Consider the following 23,170-nt stretch of genomic DNA (forward strand, 5'->3'; position numbering starts at 1 on the left):
TGGCGACCGGGCGATGCGGACCTGTCGTCAATCGATGGGCACCACCCGCCAGAACGTCGCAAACCTCGGCAACCCCGTGCGCGTCAGCCCGCGATACCGGTAAGTGATGCGCTGACCGATCGGCGGTGGTGAGCCGCGTTGCGCATCCGTCAGGCCGCTGCCGATCGCGAAGTGATGGCCCGCGTCGTCGCGGACCTGCAGGGCGCCGAGGCGGCCGGTATGGCGGCCCTTGCCGGGGAGGTGGGCGACCACCACGGCTTCGGCGTCCGACAGCGGCTTGAGCTTGAGCAGGTGACCGCCGCTGCGGCCGGGCTGGAAGGGTGCGTCGGCGGCGTGCAGCACCAGGCCTTCGCCGCCCTGGGCGACGACCTCGTCGAGCCAGCGGCGCAGCGCGGTCGCGTCGTGCAGCTGGCGTTGTTCGACCGCCTCGATGTGGACACCGGACGCCGCCGCCGGGCCGGCCGACAGCAGTGCCTTCAGCCGCAACTGGCGTCGGGCGAAGGTGCCGTCGGCGCCCGGCAGGTCGAAGACGGCATAACGCAGCTCGGACCAGAGCGGGTCGTCGGCCGCGTCGGTGCGGTGCAGCAGGCCCGACACGGCCTCGAAGCGGCCGCGGCCGAGCCAGAGTTCGCCGTCGAGCGGTTCGTCGGCCGGCAAGGCAGCGAGCCAGTGCGCCGGAGCCGAGATCGCATGGCCGCCCCGGGTCAGCCATCGCGAGCCGGTCCAGAGGGCGCGCACGCCGTCGAGCTTCTCGCTGACCCGGTAGCGTGGCAGGTCGAGCGTGTCGACGGCGGTCGGGTCAAGGTCGCGGGCCAGTTCCAGCGGCACGCCGTCGACCTGGGGATCGGCGCCTCGGGACGCCTGCCGCGTCGGACCGGCTGCAGCGGTACGCATGGCGGGAAACGCGATGGCCAGCACGGCGGACTGGATCAGCCAGCGGCGCCGGCTCGGACGCAGGGCGACGCAGGGATCCAGGGGATCAACGGGGGTCATCGGTACCTCGGCGGGCTGGGGAGTCCGCCAAGGTAGCCAGCGCCGCGCCGCACCCGTCTCCCCCTGAGGGGGGTGTCGTCCCGCCGATGGGGGAAGACGCTGTTGGACCGCCCGTCAGGGCGCGATCTGGTCGGCGTAGTCGTAGAGGGCGCCGAGGATGTCCTGACCGCGTTCGTCGTCGTCGCCGAGCGCCTCGCCGAGCTGGTCGATGCGGTCGTGGAACTGTTCGAGCGTCTGCACGCCGCCCGCGCCCTCGATCAGGCGGGCCTGGCGCAGGGCCTCCCAGCGGGCCTGGTCGGCGTCGTCCAGCGTGGCCGGGAAGTTGCGCGCGCGCCAGCGGAACACCAGCTCGTCGAGCCGCTCGTCCTGGAAGGCCGGGCGCTTGTCGGCCAGCTGGCCAGGGCTCAGGCCGCGCAGCCGCGTCAGGGTGCGGCGGTCGTCGTTGGACAGGAAACCGCCGTAGAGGTCTTCGTCGACATCGACCGGCGTCTGACCGGCGTCGGCCGGCCGGGCATAGACGTCCGGCCAGATGCCGGCCAGGGTCGCGCCCCGCTTCGCGGCGATCTCGGCATGGCTCAGGCACTGAGCCAGGTCGATGCCCCAGTGCAACGCGCGCTCGGGTGTCAGGACCTTGAGATTGCCGATCACCACGGGCGACTTGTTGAGGTGGATGGTCTTGAGCGGCAGCCGCGTGACACCCTCGGGCAGCTCGTCGGCGCGGGTGTAGAGGCGCTGGCGGATGGTCGGCGCGTCCAGCGTCAACAGCTCGGACGGGTCGTGCGCCAGGTCCCAGACGATGACCTCGTTCTTGTTGGTCGGATGCGGCGCCAGCGGCCACACCACCGCCAGCCCGCCCCGTTCGACGCCGTACATGCCGCTGATGTGCAGGAAGGGCCGGCCGATGCCGATCTCCTGCAGCACCGCGTCCTTCTTGCGCAGCTTCAGGCAGAAGTCCCACAGGCGCGGCTGGGCCTGCCGCACCAGCCGGGCCAGCGCGAGGGTGGCGCGCACATCGGACAAGGCATCGTGCGCGGCCTCGTGGCTCAGGCCGTTGGCGGCGGTCAGGTGTTCGAGCTTGAACGACGGCTTGCCCGCCATCGGCCCGTCGCGGTGGGTCGGCCAGGTGATGCCGTCGGGGCGCAGCGCGTGGCAGCAGCGCAGCACGTCCAGCAGGTCCCAGCGACCGCACTGGTCCTTCCATTCGCGGGCATAGGGCTCGATCAGGTTGCGCCAGAACAGGAAGCGCGTGACCTCGTCGTCGAAGCGGATGCTGTTGTAGCCCACGCCGATGGTGCCGGGCCGCGCCAGCTGGGTCTCGACGGCGCTGGCGAAGTCGTTCTCGGGGACGCCCTGGGCCAGGCAGTGCTGCGGCAGGATGCCCGTCAGCAAACAGCTTTCCGGATCGGGCAGGTAGTCGGGCGCGGGCTGGCAATGCAGCATCACCGGGGCGTCGATCTCGTTGAGTTCGAGGTCGGTGCGGATGCCGGCGAACTGGGCCGGCCGGTCACGCCGGGGCGACTTGCCGAAGGTCTCGTAGTCGTGCCAGAAGAAGGTCGGGGCGACGTCGGATGCGGTGGGATTCATGGGCGCGCATCTTGCCCGATGGCCCCGTGCCGGTCACCGCCCCGAAGGGTGTGGCGGAGAAGCGCCAACCGCCGGTCCGCCCGCCCCTTCAGCGCCAGACCAGCTGGCCGCTGCAGCTCGCCACGGTCAGCGCGTAGGCATAGGTGATGGTCACGCCCGGATCGCTGACGCTGCGCGATTCGCGCCGCACGCCGCAGGCCAGCTCGACGTTGCGCAGCGGCAGGTAGCGCACGCCGACGTCCCAGGCTGCGGTGCGGTCCGATGCCGAGGTGATGGCGGTGCCGCTGCTGTTCGTCAGCGCGTTGTCCAGCGTGCGCCGGCTCAGGCTGGTGCCGGCGGCGAGCACGATCTTGGCGGTCAGCTCCCAGCTGGCGCGCAGGGCCAGGCTGGTGCGCAGGCGCGTGTCGCTGGTGTCGAAGGTGAACTGCGGGCTCTCGAAGGCGGTGTTGCCGACGTTGCTGTCGCGGGTCAGCGTGGTGTCGAAGGCCAGCCGGGCGCTGGGCTTCCAGGTCCAGCCGGCGCTGCCGGTCCAGGCCGAGTAGTCGCGTCCGAGCTGCGCCTCGTGCGATTCGCGGGTGCGGCTCAGCCGGGCGTTCAGCGTGCTGGCGCCGCTGGCCTCGATGACGGTGCCCAGGTCCAGGTCGCTGCGGCTGACCCGGTCGCCACGCACGCCGGCGACGACGTACTCGGGGTAGTCGGCCCGCGTGTGGCGCGCGCCCGCACGCAGCTGCAGGCCGCTGGCCGGCCGCATCGTGACGCCGCCGCTGCCGGTCAGCTGGCGCACGTTGCGCGACGGGATGGTGTCGTAGCTGACCCGCGTGCCGGTCAGGCCGGCGTCGAAGGTGTAGCGGGTCGGGCCGCCCAGGCGCACCGTCGTGGCGAAGACGTCGGTGCGCACCAGGTTGCGGCCGGCCGCCGTGCGCGACGCGTTGACGTCGGTGCGGTCCAGCGCCTGGCGGGTCTCGGCCAGCACGTTGCCGGACCACAGGTCGGCGCTGCTCCAGTCCAGCCGGGCGTTCAGCAGGTGGTCGTCGTGGTCGTACTGGCCGTAGCGGCGAAAGGCGTGGTGGTTGAGGTCGACCCGACCCTGCAGGCGCTGGCGGCCGAAGGGCTGGTCCAGGCCGAGGCGCAGGCCGGTGGTGATGTCGGTGTCGGCCTTGACCGGCTGGCCGGCGACACCGGCCGGGGCGCGGTCGAGGTTGCTGTCGTGCGTGACCGCCAGCGACGCGCCGAGCCAGTACGGCGAGGTCTCGGCCCGCGCCGGCAGGCAGGCGACCGCCGCGACGGCCAGCAGCAGGGCAGCGATCCCGTGGGAAGGATGGGTCGGCGTTCGCGTCAGGCTCATGCGCAGGGCTCCGGGCGGGATCGGGGGGCGTCAGGCGCTTGGGTTCAAGGCCGGACGCATTGTCACCGTCCGGCCCCCGCCCCGACACCTCAGGCCGAACAGGTCCGGTTCTTGCCCGTGCGCTTGGCCTCGTAAAGGGCCTCGTCGGCACGTTGCAGCGCCGCTTCCAGCGACTCGCCGCGCCGGAACAGCGTCACGCCGGCCGAGAAGGTCACGAAGGTCTGCTTGTTCTCGTGCATGAACAGCTCGGCCGACATCAGCCGCTGGACCCGCGTCAGCACAGTGCTGGCTTCCTCGACTGCGGTGGCCGGCAGCAGCACGACGAACTCCTCGCCGCCGTAGCGCGCCAGCGTGTCGGTCGGCCGCAGCATCTCGCCGACCCGGCGGGCCAGGAACTTCAGCGCCTCGTCGCCGGTGTGGTGGCCGAGCGTGTCGTTGAGCCGCTTGAAGTTGTCGATGTCGAGCAGGCCCACGGCCAGCGTGATGCCCTCGCGGTCGATGCGCGACTGCTCGACCTCGAACTGCCGCAGCAGGCCGCGCCGGTTGGCGACCTGCGTCAGCTGGTCGGTGCCGACCTCCTGGGACAGCTGGCGCAGCTCGTCCTCGAGCTGGCGCACGCGCTCGGCCATCTCGGTGGCGCGCTCGTGTTCGTCGTGCAGGCGCTGGGTGGTCTGGCTGACGGCCTCGTGCACCGCGCGGGTCTCGTCGACCATCTCGCGCACGATGCCGGCGAGGCTCTCCAGCGACTCGGCCTGCCCGATCACGCTGGCGTAGCGGCCGACGTTGTCGTTGAAACGCCCGGTCTGCACGCCCAGCTCGCCGATGTCCTGCAGCATGCGGTGGATCATCTCCTTGAGGGCATCGCGGGCCTGCCGGCGCTCCTGGCGCAGCTGGACCTGGCGCGCCCGGGTGTTCGCCAGCAGCTGGCTGACGGCGCTGACGCCGCGGCTGCTCAGGCCCATGCCGATGTGCTCGCGCATGGCCAGGCACTGGCCCTCGACCCAGGAATCGTCCTCGGCCAGCTCGCCCAGGCCGTCGGTCAGCTCGCGCACCAGGCCGCCGATCTGGTCGACCAGGTGATGGCGGTGCTGCAGCACCAGGCGGACCTCGTCGCAGGCGTGGTGCAACGCGTCGACCAGTCCGGCCTCGACGCGGGTCTCGGCCCGCAGCGCGCCGGCCACCTCGGCCAGACGGGTGCCGACCTCGCCGGCACGCGGCTCGCCGGGCGGCAGGGCCGATTGCAGCGTCGCCTCCAGCACCTGCACGGCGCGCGGCCAGTGCGGATCGGGCGTGGCGACCGGGGCGACGGGCTGCGGCAGGAATTCGAGCGGCACCGGCTCGGTCGGACGGTCCAGTGCCGACGCCACCGGCACCTGTTCGGCGGCGGCGACGACAGCGGCGATCTGGGCGATGGCCTGGTCGACCGGCACGTCGCGGCCGACCACGGCGGCCAGATCGGCCACGGCCGCCGTCACGGCGGTCAACGCGACCGCGGGTGCAGCCGCCTCAGGGACCGCTTCCGGGGCGTTGTCCTGGGCGACGACTTCGGGCGCCGGCGACTCGACCGGCTCGGCAGCCTCGCCGTCCCAGCTCGCCAGCAGGTTGCCCAGCCGCTGCTGCAGCCGGAACGGGTCGCTGCGGCTGGACTCCAGCACATGCGCCAGGCTGTCGCGGCGGCGGCCGGTCGGCCAGCTCTTGCTGGCACGGGCGACGCCGCGCACGCTGCGGTCGATCAGGGCGGACCACTGCCGGGCCTGCTCGTCCGGGGCCGGCACGCCGGACTCGACCAGCCGGCAGGCCTCCTCCCACTTGCCGCCGATCAGCGCCTTGGCGAGCGCATCACGCCCCTCGCCGGCCGGCAGCAGGCGGCGGACCATCGCGTGGATGGCCGGGCCGGCATCGGCGGCCGGGGCTTCGGGTTCGATCGGGCCGCCTTCCTCGCGCCACGCGCGGGCGAAGTTGCCCGGTGTCGGTTCACGCTTGGACAGGGCCAGACGCCGCAGCGCCGCCTTGGCCAGCTGGGCCGGTTCGATCACGTCCTTCGAGGTCGTCGTCTGCTGCATCGCTCACCTGACAGTTGAGGGCGCCACGTCCGCGACGCCGCAGCAGCCCGGTCAGAACCGCAGACGGCGCATCCAGCCGACCAGTTCATCGGCCGGCATCGGCTGGGCATACAGGAAGCCCTGCATGGTGTGGCAGCCCAGGCGCAACAACACATCGCGCTGTGCCTCGTTTTCGACCCCCTCGGCGACCAACTTGAGACCCAGGCCGCCGGCCAGCGCCACGATGGCCGTGACAACTGCGGAATTTCCGCCAGATTGGTCGAGCCGATGCACGAAGGAGCGGTCGATCTTCAGCTCGCTCAGCGGCAGCTGGGTCAGGTAGCTGAGCGACGAGTAGCCGGTGCCGAAGTCGTCGATCGACAGCCCGACGCCGTGCTGGTTGAGCCGGTGCAGCATCGGGATGACCTCGTCGATGCCCTTCATCAGGCCGGTCTCGGTGATCTCGAGCACCAGCGCGCTGAGCGGCACGTCGTGGGCCGCCGCCGCGCTGTGGATCAGCTCCAGCACATCGCCGCGCTCGAAGCTGCGGCTGGGCAGGTTGACGGCCACCGTCAGCTGCAGGCCGTCGTGGTCGCGCCAGCGGCGGATCTGGCGCGCCGCCTCGCGCAGCGCCCAGTCGCTCAGCGGCACGATCAGGCCGGTCTCCTCGGCCAGCGGGATGAACTCGCCCGGCGGCACCAGTTCGCCGGCGCGCTGCCAGCGCATCAGCGCCTCGACGCCGGTCACGCCGGTGATCACCGTGCGGCCGGCCCGGTCACGTCCGACCTCCACCTTGGGCTGGTAATGCAGCACCAGCTCGCCGCGTTCCAGCGCCTTGTGCAGCGCGCTCTCGAGTTCGAGCTTCTCGCGGTTGCGCCCGCCCATCTGCGAGCGGTAGACGGCCATGTTGTTGCGCCCGCTGCCCTTGACCGAATACATCGCCAGGTCGGCATGGCGCATCAGGTCGACGACGCTGATGCCGTCACGCGGGAACAGCGCCACGCCGACGCTGCCGGTGACGAAGTACTCGTGCCCGCCGAGCAGCACCGGCTGGCGCAGGGCGTCCAGCACCTTCTGGCCGACCGCCCGGGCGGCCGCCTCGTCGGCCACTTCCGGCAGCAGCACGACGAACTCGTCGCCGCCATGCCGGCCGACCGTCTCGAGCACCCGGTGCGAGCGCTGCATGCCGGCGTCCATGTCGGTGTCGGACAGCGAGTCGTGGTAGTTCACGCAGCCGCGCAGCCGGCGCGACATCGCCACCAGCAGCTCGTCGCCGGTGGCGTGGCCGAGCGTGTCGTTGATGTTCTTGAAGCGGTCCAGGTCGATCAGCAGGATCGCGCAGTCGTGGCCCTGGCGGCGGGCATGTTCAAGGGCCCGCTCGGAACGCCAGATCAGCTGGCGCCGGTTCGGCATGCCGGTCAGCGAATCGAAGTTGGCCAGGTGCCGGATGCGGTCCTCGATCATGCGGCGGTCGGTCACGTCCTGGACCACGCCGGTGTAGCCGATCAGGCTGCCGGTCTCGTCGAACTCGGGCTCGGCCTCGATGTGGACGACCCGCTGGCGCCGGTCGGGCATGACGATGCGCACGTCGGTGTCGATCACCGTGCTGTGGCGCACCACCTCGCGCAGCAGGTTGCAGAAGCCGGCCCGTTCCTCGCCGACCAGCGCGCGCAGCAGGGCGCCCAGGCGGAAGGTCTCGTGCGGGCCACGGCCGAACACGCGCAGCGCCTCGGCCTCCAGCACCAGCCCGGTCGCGTTGCCGTGCCACTCGAAGCTGCCCATGCGGGCGAGGTCCTGCGCGCGCGCCAGCTTGGCCCGGCTGCGCAGCAGCTCGAGGTGGATGCGCGCGGTGCGCAGCAGGTAGCGCAGCCGACCGGCCAGCAGGCTCCATTGCGTGCTCTTGACGAAGAAGTCGGTCGCGCCGGCCTCGTAGGCCCGCTCGATCGAGGCGTCGTCGTCCAGCCCCGTCAGCATCAGCACCGGCATCATCTCGAAGCCCGGCAGGCTGCGCAGCTCGATGCAGGTGTCGAAGCCGTCGCGGCCGGGCATCAGCGCGTCCAGCACGATCAGGTCGGGTGTCCAGTCGCCCAGCAGGCGCAGCGCGCGGTCGCCGCTGCTGGCCTCGGTCACCGCGAAACCCCGGTCGCGCAGGGCCGCCGCCGTCAGCAGCAGGCTGACCTCGTCGTCGTCCACCAGCAGGATGCGCGGCTGTCGGGCGGCGTCGCGCTGGGTCGGGTCCTGGTCGTCTCGGAAGAACATGCGGGATCAGGCCGGGCTCGGCTCCAGGTAGGGGATCAGGCCCTGCTGGACCCGCAGCATCTCCAGCTGCAGCTGGTTCAGCCGGTTGCCGAGCTGGCCGATGTCGGCGCCCTGGCGCAGCTGCAGTTCACAGTCGACGCACATCTGCGCCAGCGTCAGCGCGCCCACGCTGTGCGACGAGGACTTGAGGGTGTGCAGCACCTGCCGGACCTGCACGATGTCCCGCGCGGCCTGCCCTTCGGCCAGCTGCGTCAGCATCCGGCCGATCGACTGGTCGAAGGCCTTCAGGACCCGTTCGACCAGCCGGTTCTGGCCACCCGGATCGAGCTCGCGCAAGCGCATCAGCGCCTGCGGGTCCAGTGTCGGCGCCGGACCGGCCGCATCGGCCACAGCCATGTCGCCCGCCACCGATCCGCGCGACGGCCCCGAGGCCATCGGCACCGTCACCGTACCCAGGCCGTCGGGCCGGGTGCTGACGTAACGCGGCTCGGTCACCCAGGTGCCCATGCGGCCGGCCACTGCCGCCGGCAGCAGCGCCTCGAAGCCGACCGGGTCCAGCGAGGTGTCGACGTCGGTGGTGTGCGCCACCAGCGCCGGCAGCAGCCGCTGCATCGTCGACAGCAGCTGGGCCTGGCGGTAGGGCTTGGGCAGGTAGGCATCAAAGCCCAGGCCGAGGAATCGTTCGTCGTCGCCGTCGAGCGCATTGGCCGTCACGGCCACCACCGGCACGTCGGCCGGCGTCAGCAGCGCGAAGCGCGAGGTCCGGCCGCGCCGGATCCAGCTCAGCGCCTCGATGCCGTCCATGCCGGGCATCTGGATGTCCATCAGCACGATGTCGACCGACTGGTCGCACAGCGAGCGCAGCCCGTCGAGCGCATTCGCGGCCACGCGCACGCCGCAGCCCAGGCGGGTCAGCATCTGCGCCATCACCTCCTGGTTGACGGGGTTGTCCTCGATCACCAGCACCTGCGCCCCCAGCGGCGCGGCCGACACCTCGCCGACGCCCAGCTGGCTCACGCCCAGCAGCGCCTGGCGCAGTTCGGCCTTGCGCACCGGCTTGTGGACGAAGCGGTCGAAGCCGACCTGCTGCGCCACCTTGACGTCGTCGGGCGCGCTGGCCGACGACAGCATGATCAGCTTCATGCGCGGCGCCAGCCCCTGCTCGCGGACCGCGCGGGCGAAGCCGATGCCGTCCAGACCCGGCATGCGCCAGTCGACCAGCGCGACATCGAACGGCGGCGCATCGGCCGGCTGGCCGCGCAGCAGCGACAGGGCGTCGTGGCCGTCCGGGCTCAGCGCGACCGACATGCCCCAGGCGCTCAGCAGGTGGTCCAGCACGGTGCGGTTGGTGCTGCTGTCGTCGACCACCAGCACGCGCAGCTGCGGCAGGGCGGCCAGTTCGCCGGCCTGGTGTTCGCTGGCGCTGCCGGGTTCGACCGCCAGCGTGAAGCGGAACTCCGAGCCGATGCCCGGCTGGCTGCCGACGTCGATGCGCCCGCCCATCAGCTCGACCAGCTGGCGCGAGATCGCCAGCCCCAGCCCCGTTCCGCCGTAGCGCCGGCCCATGCCGCCGTGGGCCTGCGAGAAGGCCTGGAACAGGCGCGGCTGCATCTCGGGCTCGATGCCGATCCCCGTGTCGCGGACACGGAACTCCAGCATCAGCGGCGCCTCGCCCGGACTGCCCGGGCGGGCCTTGACGTCGACCGTGACCTCGCCGTGTTCGGTGAACTTGATCGCGTTGGCCACCAGGTTGGTCAGCACCTGGCGCAGCCGCAGCGCATCGGCGACCACGCTGGTCGGCGTCGGGCCGGTCTCGCGCAGGCTCAGCTCCAGGCCCTTCTCGTGGGCGCGCGGCGCGAGCAGGTCCAGCGTGTCCTCGATCAGCGTGCGCAGGTGGAAGTCGGACGGTGCCAGTTCGAGCCGGCCGGCCTCGATCTTCGAGAAGTCGAGCACGTCGTTGATGATCTCGAGCAGGTTCTCGCCCGAGCGGTAGACCGACTGCGCGAAGCGCCGCTGGCGGTCGTCCAGCGGCGTGCCGAGCAGCAGCTCGGTCATGCCCAGGATGCCGTTCATCGGCGTGCGGATCTCGTGGCTCATGCTGGCCATGAACTGGCTCTTGGCCTGGCTGGCGGCCTCGGCCACGTCGCGCGCGGACTGCAGCTGCAGGGCCCGCTCGCGCTCGTCGGTGACGTCGTCAAGCAGCCCGTAGACACGCGCCTCGCCCGCCGGCAGCGCCCGGGTGCGGGTGCGCTGGCGCAACCAGCGCAGGCCGCGGGTCGGGTGCTGGATGCGCAGCGTGACGTCGGTCGCCTCGAGCGCCTCCTCGTGCTCGCGCTGCTGGTCCAGCAGCGCGGCGTCCTCGGGCAGCACCAGCGCGCGCAGGATGTCCGGGTGGTCGCGCCGGTCGGCCGGGTTCAGGCCCAGCATCTCGTAGACACGCGGGCCGATGTAATACCAGGCGTCGCGGGTCGGGTTGCTGATGAACACGCCCTCGTCGATGGTCTCGACCAGCTCGCGGTAGCGCGTCTCGGACTCGCGCAGGCGCTGCTCGTCGCGGCGCTGGCGGGTGACGTCGCGCAGCTGCGAGATCACCAGCCGGCGCGGTCCGTGACGGCCGCGCACGGCGACGTGGCGGGCGCGGATCAGGCGCTGGCCGTCGGCGGTCTCCCAGACGAACTCGTGTTCGACCGCGCTGGGCCGCTTCATGACCTCGCGCAGCTGCGGCAGCATCAGCGTGCTCAGGCCGCGCCCCATCGCTTCGCCCAGCGTCGGCCGGCCGGATGCCGGCGAGATGCCGAACTCCAGCTGCGCATGGCGGTTGAAGGACAGCAGCTCCATCGTCGCCACGTCGACCACCAGCAGGCTGATCGGCAGGTTCTCGGTCAGCGCGCCCAGCAGCTCGCGCTGCTCGTCGACATCGGACTCGCGCGCCTTGCGGGCCGAGATGTCGCTGCACTGGCAGACCAGCTGCAGCCGGCCGCTGGTCTCGTCGAGCACCTGGACGACGTCGACCTCCAGCCAGTAGGCCTGCCCCGGCGTCGCCGACAGCGGTCCCAGCCGGGCCGACAGCTCATGCCGGAAGCTGCCTTTCGAGGCGAAGCGCTCGCGCAGCTGGGCGGCCTCGTCACCCGGTGCCAGGTCACGCGTCAGCACGGCCCACAGCGGCTGGCCGAGCACCGTGTCGGCACCCAGGCCGGTGACCTCGGAGAAGCCGGGGTGGACCCACTCGACCACGCCGAGCACGTCGGTGATCACCGTGGCGCGGCCGGCGCGCACCGCCAGCGTCGCGACCTGCGCGAACTGGGCGTCGCGCTGGCGGGCGAGCGTGCGTTCGCGTTCGCGCGTGGCCACCGCCGACAGCTGCAGGGCGACCAGCGCCAGCAGGTCACGCCCGTTCTGGTCGAGCGTCGGCGCGTCGTGGAACTCGATCGCGGCGACGGTCGGCACCGGCGCGTCGCCGGCCTGGGCCGGGTTGGCTGCGCCGCTCGGCCAGGTCTGCTCGGCCGCACCGGCGGCCCAGCCCGGCACCGGCAGGACGATCACCTGGCGCACGCCATCGGCACGCCAGCCCCAGTCGCGTGTCATCGCCACCGGTTCGGCGCTGCCCTGCTCGACCGTGCCGCCCCGCAAGGCCCGGCCGAGCGGCCCGCCATCGCCGGCCACCACGCTGAGCTGGTCCAGGTCAATCACGTCGTCGCGCAGGTCGGGCGTGGCCCAGGGCTGGACCACGATCGACGCCGGCTGCCACTGCAGCACCTGCAGCACGCCAATGCCCTGGGCGCCCAGCGCACGGGCCAGACGGGGCACGACGATGCCGAGCGCGTCGATCAGCCGATCGCTGCCGGACATGGCCTGGCCCAGCCGCAACAGCAGGCCGGCATCCAGGCTGTCGAGGACTTCCTCGACCCGACGGATCAGTCGCACGCGAGGTCCTCCCGCAGCCGTTTCGCGCTGCGCACTCGTCTTCCCAAGGCCATCATCCGATCTCGACATCCACTCTTCGAGTTGAACCTGAGCATAGGCGCTGGTCCACCCTCCCGAACTCGCGCGAATCGGCCAAACGCGCAAATTCCACACCTGCGGCCCGGACCGGCACGGGCCTGCGCAACGGCACCCGCGGCCGACGGTCGCTCCCTACAATTGTCCCGACACCGACAGCGACACCGAGCAGGACGGACACAACCGCCCGTCACGAAGGGACTTCGAGTTTGAGCGCCACGACCCGATCTGGTAGCGCCTGGCGCATCGCGCTGGCCGGCACGCTGGGCCTGCTGCTGACCGGCACCGCTGCCGTGCTGGCGGGCCTGGCCATCGGGCCGTCCTGGACCGCCGCGGCGGCCTGCGCCGCGCTCGGTCTGGTGGCCCTGGCGGTGGCCGTGAAGGCCCGCCACGGGTTACAGGGAGATACGTCTGTCGCCCCGCCGTTGCCGCTGCAAACCACAGTCGCGGCTTCTTCGTCTCAGGCTTCCCTGAATCACGCCCCGGCAAGCCTGTCGCCGACCGAGGTCCAGTCCCATGAACGCCAGATGCTGCAGCGCCTGCCCGGTCGCAGCCTGCTGCTGCAGCGGGTCGTCGAGGGCCCGCTGACCGACTGGCTGGTGCTCGCCGTGCAGGGCGATGTCGGCACTGGCTCAGCGCCCGAGCCTGTGCCGGGCCGGCCCGAGCTGCTGAGCCACTGGCTCGCGCGCCACCCCGCCTTCCGTCCGGTCGACGTCGTCTCGGCCTTGCAGGACGCCAGCGCCGACACGGCCGGCACCGGTCCGACCGATGCGGCGCACTGGACCGCCCTGCCGCTGGCCGCCGATCGCCATGTGCTGTGGCAGCCGCCGACCGCCACGGCGCCCGCCGCCGCGCCGGTTCCGCCCCCTTCGCCTGCTGCAGCGGAAGACGGTCCGGCGGCCGACAGCGCGCAGGACCGCGAGTCGCTGGTCTACACCGTGACACACGACCTGAAGGCGCCGATCCGCGTGATCGAAGGCTTCACGCGGATCGTGCGCGAGGACTACGGCCACCTGCTCGACCGCATCGGCAACGATCACCTCGACCGCGTGCTGGGTGCCGTCGACCGCATGAAGGGAATGATCGAGGCGCTGCTGGCGCTGTCACGCCTGAGCAATGCGCCGCTGCAGCGCCAGCCGGTCGACCTGTCGGCGATGGCCACGACGATCTTCGAGGAACTGCGGGCCCAGGAGCCGCAACGCCAGGTCCGCGTCGAGCTCGCGCCCGGCCTGGTCGCCCAGGGCGACGCGAACCTGCTGCGCACGGTGCTCGACAACCTGCTGGGCAACGCGTGGAAGTACAGCGGCAAGCGGTCGGTGGCGAGCATCGAGTTCGGCAGCACGCGGCTGAAGGCGCTGCGCCCCGAGACCAGCGACGCCCAGGACCGCCCGGTCTACTACGTGCGCGACAACGGCGCGGGCTTCGACCTGCGTTTCGCCGAGCGCCTGTTCAAGCCCTTCCAGCGCCTGCACAGCGCCAGCGAGTTCGCCGGCAGCGGCGTCGGCCTGGCCTCGGTGCGCCGCATCGTCCAGCGCCACGGCGGCGAGATCTGGGCGCAGGCGGCGGTGGATCAGGGGGCGTGTTTCTTCTTCACGCTGGGGTGATGGGGCCCCTCGTCCGTCGGGTACGACGGACGATCCCCCGAGGGGATGCGGGCCGGCTTGGGGCGGCCCGGCGCTCGGCCCGCTCGCCTCGGCATCGACGTGCCGGATCCCTGCGCCGGCATCGGGCTCAAAGATCCCCCGGCGCCGCCAGCTGCTCCAGCGCCAGCACCATCGCGCGGGCGCTGGCCTCGATCGAGCGGCCTTCGCGGTCGGCCAGCTTGCGCAGCCGGGCCAGCGCGGCGTCGGCGCCGAGCGAGTAGCGGTGCATCAGGATGCCCACCGCCATCGGCACATGCTGTTCCAGCGGGTTGACCGGTGCGGCCGGCGCGGCGGCGGCAGGCGCGGCGGGCGCGGCACCGGCGCGTTCGCGGGCCTGGGCGAAGGCGGCCTCGACGGCCGGGACGATCTGCGCCACGTCCAGCGGCTTGACCAGGTAGGCCAGCGCGCCGAGCGCCTTGATCTGGTTGACGGTCGCCTCGTCCGAGAAGGCCGACAGGAACATGAAGGGGATGCGCAGGTGCTCGCGCAGGTAGGCGGCGACGTCGAAGCCGCTCATGCCGTCCATGCGGATGTCCAGCAGCGCCAGATCGGGCTTGTGCTGGCGCGCCAGCAGGATCGCGTCGTCGCCGTTGTCGGCATCGACGATGTCGAAACCGGCCTGCGCCAGACCGTGCACCAGCGTGGCCAGCACCAGGCGGTCGTCGTCGACGACCAGGATGCGGCCCTTGGCCGAGGCGGGCGTACCGGTTGTCGTGGGGGACTCGTTGGGTGTCACGGTGGCCTTGATCAGGGGCGGTCGGCGAAGTTTAGGACGCGGCCACCGTCAGCGCCGCACCGGTTGCCGCGTCGATGCGGCCCAGCACCGGCGCCGCCAGCGCGACCGTCGCGACCACGCGGCCCTCGCGCTGTTCGAGCGCGAACGAGGCATGGCGACGCGGCAGCAGCGAGCGCACCAGCCCCAGTCCCGACACGGTCGACGGCCGGTGGTCGATGCGCAGGCCGTCGGGCAGGCGGCCGATGTTGGCGATCTCGATGCGCACGCCGTCGCGCTCGCAGACCAGCCGGCATTGCACCGTGCTGCCGGCCGGGCTGTGCTTGATCGCGTTGGTCAGCAGCTCGTTGACGGTCAGCGCGATCGGGATCGACTCGGACTCCGGCAGCGACCAGTCGGTGCCCGGCCGCGCGCCGTCCTCTTCCACCTTCAGCTCGATCTCGCGGCCGAAGGTGCGCTGCACCGACTGCGCGATCGCGCTCATCACGTGGCGCAGCCGCAGCGCACCGAGGTTGCCGACCTGCAGCCCGTAGACGTGCGCGATGGCCTGCACCTGGCCGACCACTTCGGCGATGAAGGGCTGCATCTCGGGCCGCCGCACCGCGATCTGCTGCATCAGGCCGGCGACGCCCTGCAGGTTGTTCTTGATGCGGTGGTGGACCTCCTGCACCAGCATCTCGCGCTGCGCGATGGCGGCCTCCAGCTCGGCCTTCTGGGCCGCGCGCTGGGCGCTGACATCGCTGGCGACCATCAGGATCTGGTCGACCTGGCCGGGCTCGCCGGCACTCGTGCCGCCGCGTGACAGCGGCAGGAAGCGGGCGTCCCAGACCTGCTCGGCCTGGGTGCCCTCGCCGCGCCGCAGCCAGCGGTACTCGCGCTGCGTGACGCGCGACGGATCGGCCAGCGCGGCGCGCAGGTCGGCGCGCAGGCTGGCGGCGGTCTCGGGCGGGAACAGCTGTTCGGGCTGCAGGCCGACCGCCTCGTCGGCCGGCACGCGACACAGCTGCGCGGCGACCCGGTTGAGCTGCAGCACCGCCAGCGTGCCGGCATCGCACAGCGTGATGGCCATCGGCGCGGCCTCGATGATCTGCTGCAGCGACGCCCGCGCCTCGGCGATGCGGGCTTCGGCCTGGCGGCGCTGCTCGATGTCCATCAGCGCGAAGGTCAGCTCGCGCTGGCCCTGCAGCCCGAGCGTGTTGACCGCATTGCCGACGACCCAGAAGGTGCGGCCGTCGCGGCCATGTACGCGGCACTCGAACATGACGGCCTCGCCGTCGCGCAGCGAGCCGGCCATCTCCAGCGTGCGGCGGAACGGGTGCAGCGGGTCGTCGGCCGCGACCGAACCGATCGGTTGGCCGAGGAAGTCGCCCAGGTCACCGCCGAACATGCGCCGGGCCGAGCGGTTGAGCCACGAGATGTCGCCCTGCTCGTTGACCGTGACGATGCCCACCAGCACCGAATCGAGCACCGCGCGCGTGCGGTCGGCCTGCTGGCCCAGCACGTGCGCCAGCTGGGCACGTTCGCCGGCCAGCCGTTCCAGCTCGACCTGCTGCGCCTTCAGGCGCGTGATCTCCGAGACCACCGCGATGGCCTGCGTCACCCCCCCTTCGCTGGCCGGTGCCGGGCCGGTGCGGCGGATGCTCAAGGCGTACCAGTGGCTGCTGCCGTCGTCGGCCAGCACCTCCAGCTCGGCCTCGTACAGCAGGCCCGGGTCGAGCTGTTCGGGCAGTGGCGTCTGCGCATGGGCGGCCAGCACGGCGCGGATGTCGGATCCGACCGCCGAGCCCGGCTGCAGCCGCAACATCCGCTCGAAGCGGCGGTTGCAGTGCATCAGCGTGTAGCCGCGCATCGATGCGATGCCCGCCGGCGAGCTTTCGAGGATGTTGGTCAGCTCGGCCAGCAGCTGCTCGGCCCGCTCGCGCGCGATCTGCTGCTCGGTGATGTCGAGCGTGACGACCGGCGTGCTCAGCCGGCCCGATGCGGTGCGGCCGGGCTCCACCCGCGTGACCAGCCAGCGCAGGCCCAGCTCGGGGTGTTCGATGGCATAGCGCGCCTCGACCCGCTCGCCGCGCGCCAGCGCCTGCTGCAGCCGCTCGAACTCGGGCAAGGACGCCGGCACCACCCAGTCACGCCGGACGCCCTGCACGAACAGGCCCGGCGCCGGGCCGCCGTTCACCGCCGGCAACGCGGTCGACGCCACCGCGCTGCGGCGGATCGGAGCGGCATCGTTGGCCGCCGGCGTGGCACCCGCCAGCGGGCTGCTGACGACGGCGGCGGGGACCGGCGACAGGGACGTCGTGATCGACGTCGACGTGGCCAGCGCGCCGGGCGGTGACGCACCCACGACGCCGTGATCGTCGCCGCCCAGCGTCGTCAGCCCGGCACCGGCGGTGTGCGCCAGCGTGCCCAGCTGCAGCCGCGCCAGGTCACGTTCCTCTTCGGCGGTGCGGTCCTCCAGCATGCACATGATCCGCGCCGGCAGTGGCCGGGGCGGATCGTGCGGGTCGCGGCCGCCGCGCGATTCCTGCGACTCGATGCCGCGCAGCAGCGCCCGCACCCAGCGCGAACGGCCGTCCGACAGCGTCACGCTGCCGTCGCGCGCCCGCCAGCCACCGCTGTCGCCCTCCGCGCCGGAGCCATCGGGCAGCGGCCAGCTGCGCTCCCAGCGTTCGGACCAGCCGAGCAGCGCCTGGACCTCGGCGCTGGCCTCGCGCAGGTCGACCAGCGGCCCGCCGACCAACTGCTCGAACACCGCGTTGGCCCGCAGCACGAGGCCGGACGGATCGAACAGCGCCATGCCCAGCGGCGAGCGGTCGAACCACTGGTCCAGCTCACGCGAATAACGCTCGGCCTGGTCGCGCGCGACGTGTTCGGCGGTCGACTCCTGCATCAGCGTCAGCAGCAGCCGGCGCTGGTCCTGGGTCAGCGTGACGTAGCGGGCCGCCCGCAGCCAGCGCGGCGTGCCCTGGGTGTCGACCAGCCGCTGTTCGACCAGCGCCGGCACATCCGGATGGAAGGGGTCGCGCATCAGCCGCTCGCGGTCGGCCAGTACCTGCGCGCGGTCGGCCTCGGGCTGCAGGTCCAGCGGATCCCGTCCGACCAGCTGCTCGCGGGTGGCCCCGGCCAGCGCGGCGAAGGCCGGGTTGACGTCGAGGATGCGGAAGGCCTCGTCCTGCAGCATCGCCGGGAAGGGCGAGCCCCACAGCATCGTGTGGACGTGGCGCAGCGGCCCATCGGCGATCTGCAGCACCGGCACCGGCGTCAGGTCACGTTGCGGCTCACGCGGGCGTGGCGTGTCGGCCGGCAGGCAGAGCGCCCAGAGCCGCTCGGCAATGCGGTTGACGACCACCCGGGCGCGCGTCGGCACCGCGCCCTCGCCCGCCGGCAGCACGACGTTGCGCCCGCCCGCGATGGCCTGGCTGACGGCGTTCCAGACCGGCGCATCGAGCGCCTCGCGCAGGTCCGCCAGCCGCATCCCCGCCTCGACCGGCAAGGCCCGCAGCGCCGCCGGATTGGCATACCGCAGCGACGTCCCGTCGTCGAACACCAGCACCGGCTCGACCAGCGCGTCGAACAGCGCCTCGGGCAGCATCAGCGTGGCCCTCCGGAGGGCACATCCAGCAACAGGCTTGGGTTCATCGTGCCCGAAGTGTAGGCAAGGCCAGCCCCCCCGCCCCGCATTCGTTCCCCTCCTCCGGAGGGGTGGCAGGCGCAGCCTGACGGGGTGGTTTGGTGGCAGGGCGCTGCAGCCCGAAAAACCAGCGTTGCCTCCGGCAACGTGTCTTCATTCCCCTCCTCCGGAGGGGTGGCAGGCGCAGCCTGACGGGGTGGTTGGTGGCAGGAAGCCACAGCCCGAAAACCCCGCCTTCGGCGTACCAGCGTTGCCTCCGGCAACGTGTCTTCATTCCCCTCCTCCGGAGGGGTGGCAGGCGGAGCCTGACGGGGTGGTTTGGTGGCCAGGCGCTGCAGCCCGAAAACCACCACCCCCCGCCTACGGCGTACCCCTCCGGAGGAGGGGAATGGGCGGGGACGTGCCGAGGGCAACAGCGTTGTCTTCATTCCCCTCCTCCGGAGGGGTGGCAGGCGCAGCCTGACGGGGTGGTTGGTGGCAGGAAGCCACAGCCCGAAAACCACCACCCCCCGCCTACGGCGTACCCCTCCGGAGGAGGGGAATGGGCGACGCCGGGTCAGACCAGCTGGATCGCGCCTGCCAGTGCCTTCAGCAGTGCGCGGTTGACCTCGCGCATGTCCATCAGGGCCTTGTCGGCCATGTCGGTGATGTCGTGGGCGGTGCCGCCTTCGAGGCAGCGCACCAGACCGATCGCGTATTCGTAGGGGCCCTTGCCCTCGACCAGCGCCTGGTAGACCTGGTCGGGCACCGGGATGGTCTTCAGCAGCTCGGCGAAGGGCATCTGGAACATGCGGTCCAGCAGCGAGAAGACGCCGCAGATGAACATCTCGCCACGTGTGTCGGCGCCGGCGCCTTCGGGGGCCAGGGCTTCCATCAGCAGGCCGCGGCGCACGGCCGCGAACATCACCGGGCGCAGGTTGACGTCGTTGCCGGCGGTCACCAGCAGCAGCGCCAGCCAGCGCTTCAGGCGCTGGTAGCCCAGCAGCATGATGGCGTGGCTGAACGACGAGATCTCGACGCTCAGGCCGAACACCGGCGAGTTGATGTAGCGCATCAGCTTGTAGGCCAGCGTCGGATCGCGCTTGAGCGTGGCCTCCAGCTGCGCCAGCGGCACCTCGGCGTCGACCTGGTTGATCAGCTCGATGATGGCCTGCAGGTCCGGCCGCGTGCTGGCCGGCGAGCGGCCCGGGCGGGGCTGTGCGACGTCGTCGATCGGCCAGCCCAGCACCGCCACCGCGTTGCGCTTGAAGGCGCCGTCCATGTCGGCCAGCGTGCGCACGCCGTCCTGGAAGAAGCCGATGTTGCGGCTGATGCCGGCCGGCAGCGGCTGGCCGTCGTAGCGGCGTTCATCGGCCGTGTCGACGATGGCGTACTTGAAGCAGCCCAGCAGTTCGCGCGGCAGCGGCTGGTCCGGACGGCCCGACAGCAGCAGCACGTTGCCGTTGGCCGCCAGCGTCTGGATGGCCTCGCGGTGCAGCGGGTCGCCGGCCATGAACTTGGGCACCTCGACCATCACGTTGGTGGTCGGCTGGATCGCCAGCAGGTCGGCCAGCAGCGACTCGCTGCGCACCGACAGCGCCACGCTCGGGCCGTCGGCCGGCCAGACCTGTCCCACCGCTTCGAGCAGTTCGGCCACCGGCAACGTTCGACCGGGGCGCAGCGGCGTGACGGTCAGGCGCGTGGCCATCACGTTGCGCTGCCGGTCGATGATCGGGCAGTAGCTCAGGGCCACCTGGCCCAGGATGGAAAGGTTCATGGAGGACGCCTGGGGGGTCAATTGCCGATGTAGTTGAAGAGCGAGAGTTTCTGGACCATCGAGTAGGACTGCAGTGCAGCCTGGTAGCTCGACTGCTTGTTGGTGAAGTCCGATGCCGCCTGGACCATGTCGAGATCTTCGGCGTCCGAGCGGGTGGTCTTGGCGGAAAGAATCCGCGCATCCGTGCGATTCGTGAGGCCGTCGATGCGGTTGAGCGTCTCGCCGGCCGTCGAGCGGGCCGACTGGAAGTTGCCGAGCGCCTGGTCGACGTCGCGCAGGCCGCTGTTGACGGCCTGGGTCACGGCGGCGTTGTTGGCCGTCGGGTTCTCCAGCACCGACAGGGCGCGGTCGAGCGCGTCGAAGATGCTGAGGTTGGCGTCCGACGGCTTGATCGTGAACTGGTCGCCCGCCGCCGGCTGGCCGGTCACCGCGACCGCCATGCCCATCACCTGGATGGACCGGCCGCTGGTGTAGGGCAGGCCGCTCATCGGGTTGCCCGAGGCATCGTTGAGGACGGCGCCGCTGGCCGGGTCGACGACGCTGTAGGTGGTCGCGCCGGCCCCGTTGACGCCGAACTGCAGCGCCACGTCGCCGGCCGGCAGGGCCGACGGATCGGTGACCTGGCCGGCGTTGATCCAGGCGCTGCCGGTGTTGCCGGCGACCGGTGCGGTCTCGAACACGCCGTTGCCGCTGCGGGCATGCAGCCAGACCTGTTCGCCGTCGACCGACAGCGGCAGGCGTTCGGTGGTCGAGCCCTCGATCTGGCCGCCGGTCGACGCGAAGGTGACGCCACCGACGGCATCGAGGAACGGCGGCGCCTTGACGCCCTGGCCGCCGAACAGGAAGCCGCCGTTGCCGTCCTGCTGGTTGGCGACGTTGAGCAGCTGCGAACGCACCTCGCGCAGCTGCTGGGCCAGCGCGCGGCGTTCGGCCGGCTGGTAGCTGGCGTTGCCGGCGGCCACCAGCGTCTCGCGGGCCGACTGCAGCAGCTCGGTCGCGTCGCCCAGGGCCGACTCCGACAGCTGCATCGCGTTGCGGCTCGCGTCGGCCACGCGCAGCGTGGTCTCGCCACGGGCCTGTTCGATCAGCGCGCGTTCGGCCCGCGCGGCGGCGGTCGGGTCGTCGCTGGCGCGGTCGATGCGCTTGCCGCTGGTCATCTGCGACTGCGTGCGCGACAACTCCATCTGGCGGCGCTGCAGCGTGTTGACCGAGTTCTCGTAGGTCTGGGCGGTCGAGATTCTCATGGTGTGCTCCGGGGATCGGTCCGCGTTCAGGCGTTGATGGACAGGATGGTGTCGAACACCTTCTGCGCCACCTGCAGCACCTTGGCGGCGGCCTGGTAGCTCTGCTGGTACTGCATCAGCCGGGCGGCTTCCTCGTCGAGGTTGACGCCGGTGCGCGAGCCCAGCTGGTTGGCCGCGTCGTCGGCGGCGGCCGACGAGACGTCCGAGGCGGCCTGCGCGCCCTGCACCCGCACGCCGATGCCCGACAGGGCCTGCGCGTACTGGTTGGTGAAGGACAGGCCCATCGACATCGCCGCATTCGCCAGCCCTTCGAGCGCCAGCGCGTTGCCGTTGCTGGAGGACGCCTGCACGGTCGGGCTGATCGTGAAGGTGTCGCCCGAGGCGGGCACGCCGTCGAGCTTGATCGCGATGCCGTCGTGGCGGATGGGGATGCCGGCGCTCCAGCTGCCGCTGGCGATGAAGTTGCCGCTGCCGTCGTTGAGCACGTAGTCGCGGCCGCCGAGCGCGTTCTGGGCGCCGAAGACCACGCTGAAGGTGCCGTAGGGGCCGGCCGGCGGGCTCTCGATGGTCACGGCGCTGACCGTGCCGGTGCCGGTGTTGGCCGCTGCCGCCACCGCGTTGACCGGGTTGGCCGCCGCGATGCCGCGCGGGTCGGCCAGCGCGACGCCCATGCCCTGCGCGGCGGTGCTGACCGGCTGCAGCAGGAAGCGGTCGCCCGGGGCGCCGCCGCCGGTGATCGTGAAGCCGTCCAGCGTGGCGCCGTTGGCCAGGTTGTTGAAGGTCGCGCCGTCCGAGCGGCGCAGCACGTTGAAGCTGCCGTCGGGGTTGACGCCCAGCTCGTATTCGCTGGCCTGCAGCGCACGGCTGTCGGTCACCGCCAGCGAGATCGAGCCGACCAGGTTGCCGGCCGCATCGGTCGCGTTGGTGCGCGCCGGAATCGCGTTGGCATCGCCGAAACGGAACAGCGCGTTGCCGGGCTGGCCGTCCAAGCCGAGGCCGAAGGACTGCTGGCGGTTGACCTCGCGCGCCAGCGTGCTGGCCAGCAGGCCGAGCTGGTCGCGGGCGTGGGTCAGGTCGTTGTTCTGGAAGCGCACCAGACCCGACAGGCTGCCGCCACCGAGCATGTCCTCGTCGAGCTGGCGTTCGATGCCGCCGATCTGGATGCCGACCCGCACGCGCGACGGGTCGTAGGTGTCGGGCTGCGCCGTCAGCTGGTAGGACGAGGCCCCGAGCACGAGGCTCTGGCCGCCGCCGATGAAGAGGTTGAGCGTGCCGTCGTCCTGCTCCAGCCGCGTCACCTGGACGTGCTGGCTGAGTTCGCTGATGAGCTGGTCGCGCTGGTCGAGCAGGTCGTTGGGCGCCTGGTTGTTGCCGCGTGCGCCGGCGATGTTGTCGTTCAGCGTGGCGATCTGGGTGGCCAGGCTGTTGATGGTGTCGACCGTGTTGCGCACGTCCAGCACGGTGGCCGACTGCAGCGCCTCGATCTGGTCCGAGCTGGCGCGGAAGCGCGAGGTCAGCTCCTCGGCACGGGCCAGCACGACCTGGCGCGCGCTCGGGTCGGCGGGCGAGTTGGCGACGTCGCTGAAGGCGTTGAAGACCTGCGTGGCGGCATAGCCCAGGCCGGCCTCGCCGGTGCCGAAGCTGCCTTCGAGGCGGTTCAGCAGGTCCAGCCGGGTGCTGTCGGCGCTGGCCTGCGAGCGGGTCTGCGCGACCTGGTCGGTCAGGAAGCCGTCGACCGCGCGGGTGACGGTCTGCACCGTCACGCCGCGGCCGAAATAGCCCGCGCCGCTGAAGGTGCCGGCCGCCGTGGTCAGCACGGTCTCCTGGCGCGAATAGCCCGCCACGTTGGCGTTGGAGATGTTGTGGCCGGTCGTCTGCAGCTGGGCCTGGGCCGCGAACATGGCCCGCGTGCCGACGTTCATCAGGCTGGTGGTGCTCATC

Annotated in this window: 12 protein-coding genes; 1 reads left to right on the plus strand and 11 read right to left on the minus strand. The window is 71.9% G+C overall.

Going from position 1 to position 23,170, the window contains the following annotated elements:
* Positions 1 to 27: 27 nt before the first annotated feature.
* The 6 genes from ACWA7K_RS10730 to ACWA7K_RS10755 all read right to left on the minus strand — a co-directional run bounded on the left by ACWA7K_RS10730 (position 28) and on the right by ACWA7K_RS10755 (position 12,147).
* Positions 28 to 993: a DNA ligase gene (locus ACWA7K_RS10730; protein ID WP_456168361.1), complete on the minus strand. Its 966-nt coding sequence runs from the start codon at positions 991 to 993 to the stop codon at positions 28 to 30.
* A 114-nt stretch (positions 994 to 1,107) separates the two neighbouring features.
* Complete coding sequence (sbcB, locus tag ACWA7K_RS10735) at positions 1,108 to 2,577, minus strand: exodeoxyribonuclease I (protein ID WP_456168363.1); 1,470 nt, start codon at positions 2,575 to 2,577, stop codon at positions 1,108 to 1,110.
* 88 nt (positions 2,578 to 2,665) lie between these two features.
* The gene (locus ACWA7K_RS10740) at positions 2,666 to 3,922 is read right to left on the minus strand and encodes a hypothetical protein (RefSeq protein ID WP_456168365.1); all 1,257 of its coding nucleotides are present in this window, start codon (positions 3,920 to 3,922) and stop codon (positions 2,666 to 2,668) included.
* Between the two features lie 89 nt (positions 3,923 to 4,011).
* Positions 4,012 to 5,985, minus strand: a complete 1,974-nt coding sequence (locus tag ACWA7K_RS10745; protein WP_456168367.1) for a GGDEF domain-containing protein — start codon at positions 5,983 to 5,985, stop codon at positions 4,012 to 4,014.
* A 51-nt stretch (positions 5,986 to 6,036) separates the two neighbouring features.
* Positions 6,037 to 8,223, minus strand: a complete 2,187-nt coding sequence (locus ACWA7K_RS10750; protein WP_456168369.1) for a putative bifunctional diguanylate cyclase/phosphodiesterase — start codon at positions 8,221 to 8,223, stop codon at positions 6,037 to 6,039.
* 6 nt (positions 8,224 to 8,229) lie between these two features.
* Positions 8,230 to 12,147 carry a response regulator gene (locus ACWA7K_RS10755; RefSeq protein WP_456168371.1) on the minus strand — a complete coding sequence of 1,306 codons (3,918 nt, stop codon included), beginning with the start codon at positions 12,145 to 12,147 and terminating at the stop codon, positions 8,230 to 8,232.
* Positions 12,148 to 12,431: 284 nt separating this feature from the next.
* On the opposite strand from ACWA7K_RS10755, the gene ACWA7K_RS10760 reads away from it, so the two are divergent.
* Positions 12,432 to 13,826, plus strand: a complete 1,395-nt coding sequence (locus tag ACWA7K_RS10760) for a sensor histidine kinase (RefSeq protein WP_456168372.1) — start codon at positions 12,432 to 12,434, stop codon at positions 13,824 to 13,826.
* A 127-nt stretch (positions 13,827 to 13,953) separates the two neighbouring features.
* Here ACWA7K_RS10760 and ACWA7K_RS10765 read toward each other — a convergent pair whose 3' ends face one another.
* From ACWA7K_RS10765 to flgK, 5 genes are all read right to left on the minus strand, one after another.
* Positions 13,954 to 14,601: an ANTAR domain-containing response regulator gene (locus tag ACWA7K_RS10765; protein ID WP_456168374.1), complete on the minus strand. Its 648-nt coding sequence runs from the start codon at positions 14,599 to 14,601 to the stop codon at positions 13,954 to 13,956.
* 31 nt (positions 14,602 to 14,632) lie between these two features.
* The gene (locus ACWA7K_RS10770; protein ID WP_456168376.1) at positions 14,633 to 18,190 is read right to left on the minus strand and encodes a PAS domain S-box protein; all 3,558 of its coding nucleotides are present in this window, start codon (positions 18,188 to 18,190) and stop codon (positions 14,633 to 14,635) included.
* A gap of 595 nt (positions 18,191 to 18,785) precedes the next feature.
* Positions 18,786 to 19,985 (minus strand): EAL and HDOD domain-containing protein, encoded by a 1,200-nt coding sequence (locus tag ACWA7K_RS10775; RefSeq protein ID WP_456168378.1) that lies wholly within the window; start codon positions 19,983 to 19,985, stop codon positions 18,786 to 18,788.
* Between the two features lie 17 nt (positions 19,986 to 20,002).
* A complete protein-coding gene (gene flgL, locus ACWA7K_RS10780; RefSeq protein WP_456168380.1) occupies positions 20,003 to 21,229 on the minus strand; it encodes a flagellar hook-associated protein FlgL in 1,227 nt (408 codons plus the stop codon).
* Between the two features lie 26 nt (positions 21,230 to 21,255).
* Complete coding sequence (gene flgK, locus ACWA7K_RS10785; RefSeq protein WP_456168382.1) at positions 21,256 to 23,169, minus strand: flagellar hook-associated protein FlgK; 1,914 nt, start codon at positions 23,167 to 23,169, stop codon at positions 21,256 to 21,258.
* Position 23,170: the final 1 nt, after the last annotated feature.

The organism is Leptothrix mechoopdaensis (SeqCode) (genome assembly GCF_053893855.1).

Coding starts and splice junctions, on each gene's coding strand:
- flgK (WP_456168382.1), bottom strand. CDS start 23,169: ATGAGCACCACCAGCCTGATGAACGTCGGCACGCGGGCCATGTTCGCG.
- sbcB (WP_456168363.1), bottom strand. CDS start 2,577: ATGAATCCCACCGCATCCGACGTCGCCCCGACCTTCTTCTGGCACGAC.
- flgL (WP_456168380.1), bottom strand. CDS start 21,229: ATGAGAATCTCGACCGCCCAGACCTACGAGAACTCGGTCAACACGCTG.
- ACWA7K_RS10730 (WP_456168361.1), bottom strand. CDS start 993: ATGACCCCCGTTGATCCCCTGGATCCCTGCGTCGCCCTGCGTCCGAGC.
- ACWA7K_RS10740 (WP_456168365.1), bottom strand. CDS start 3,922: ATGAGCCTGACGCGAACGCCGACCCATCCTTCCCACGGGATCGCTGCC.
- ACWA7K_RS10775 (WP_456168378.1), bottom strand. CDS start 19,985: ATGAACCTTTCCATCCTGGGCCAGGTGGCCCTGAGCTACTGCCCGATC.
- ACWA7K_RS10745 (WP_456168367.1), bottom strand. CDS start 5,985: ATGCAGCAGACGACGACCTCGAAGGACGTGATCGAACCGGCCCAGCTG.
- ACWA7K_RS10750 (WP_456168369.1), bottom strand. CDS start 8,223: ATGTTCTTCCGAGACGACCAGGACCCGACCCAGCGCGACGCCGCCCGA.
- ACWA7K_RS10770 (WP_456168376.1), bottom strand. CDS start 18,190: ATGCTGCCCGAGGCGCTGTTCGACGCGCTGGTCGAGCCGGTGCTGGTG.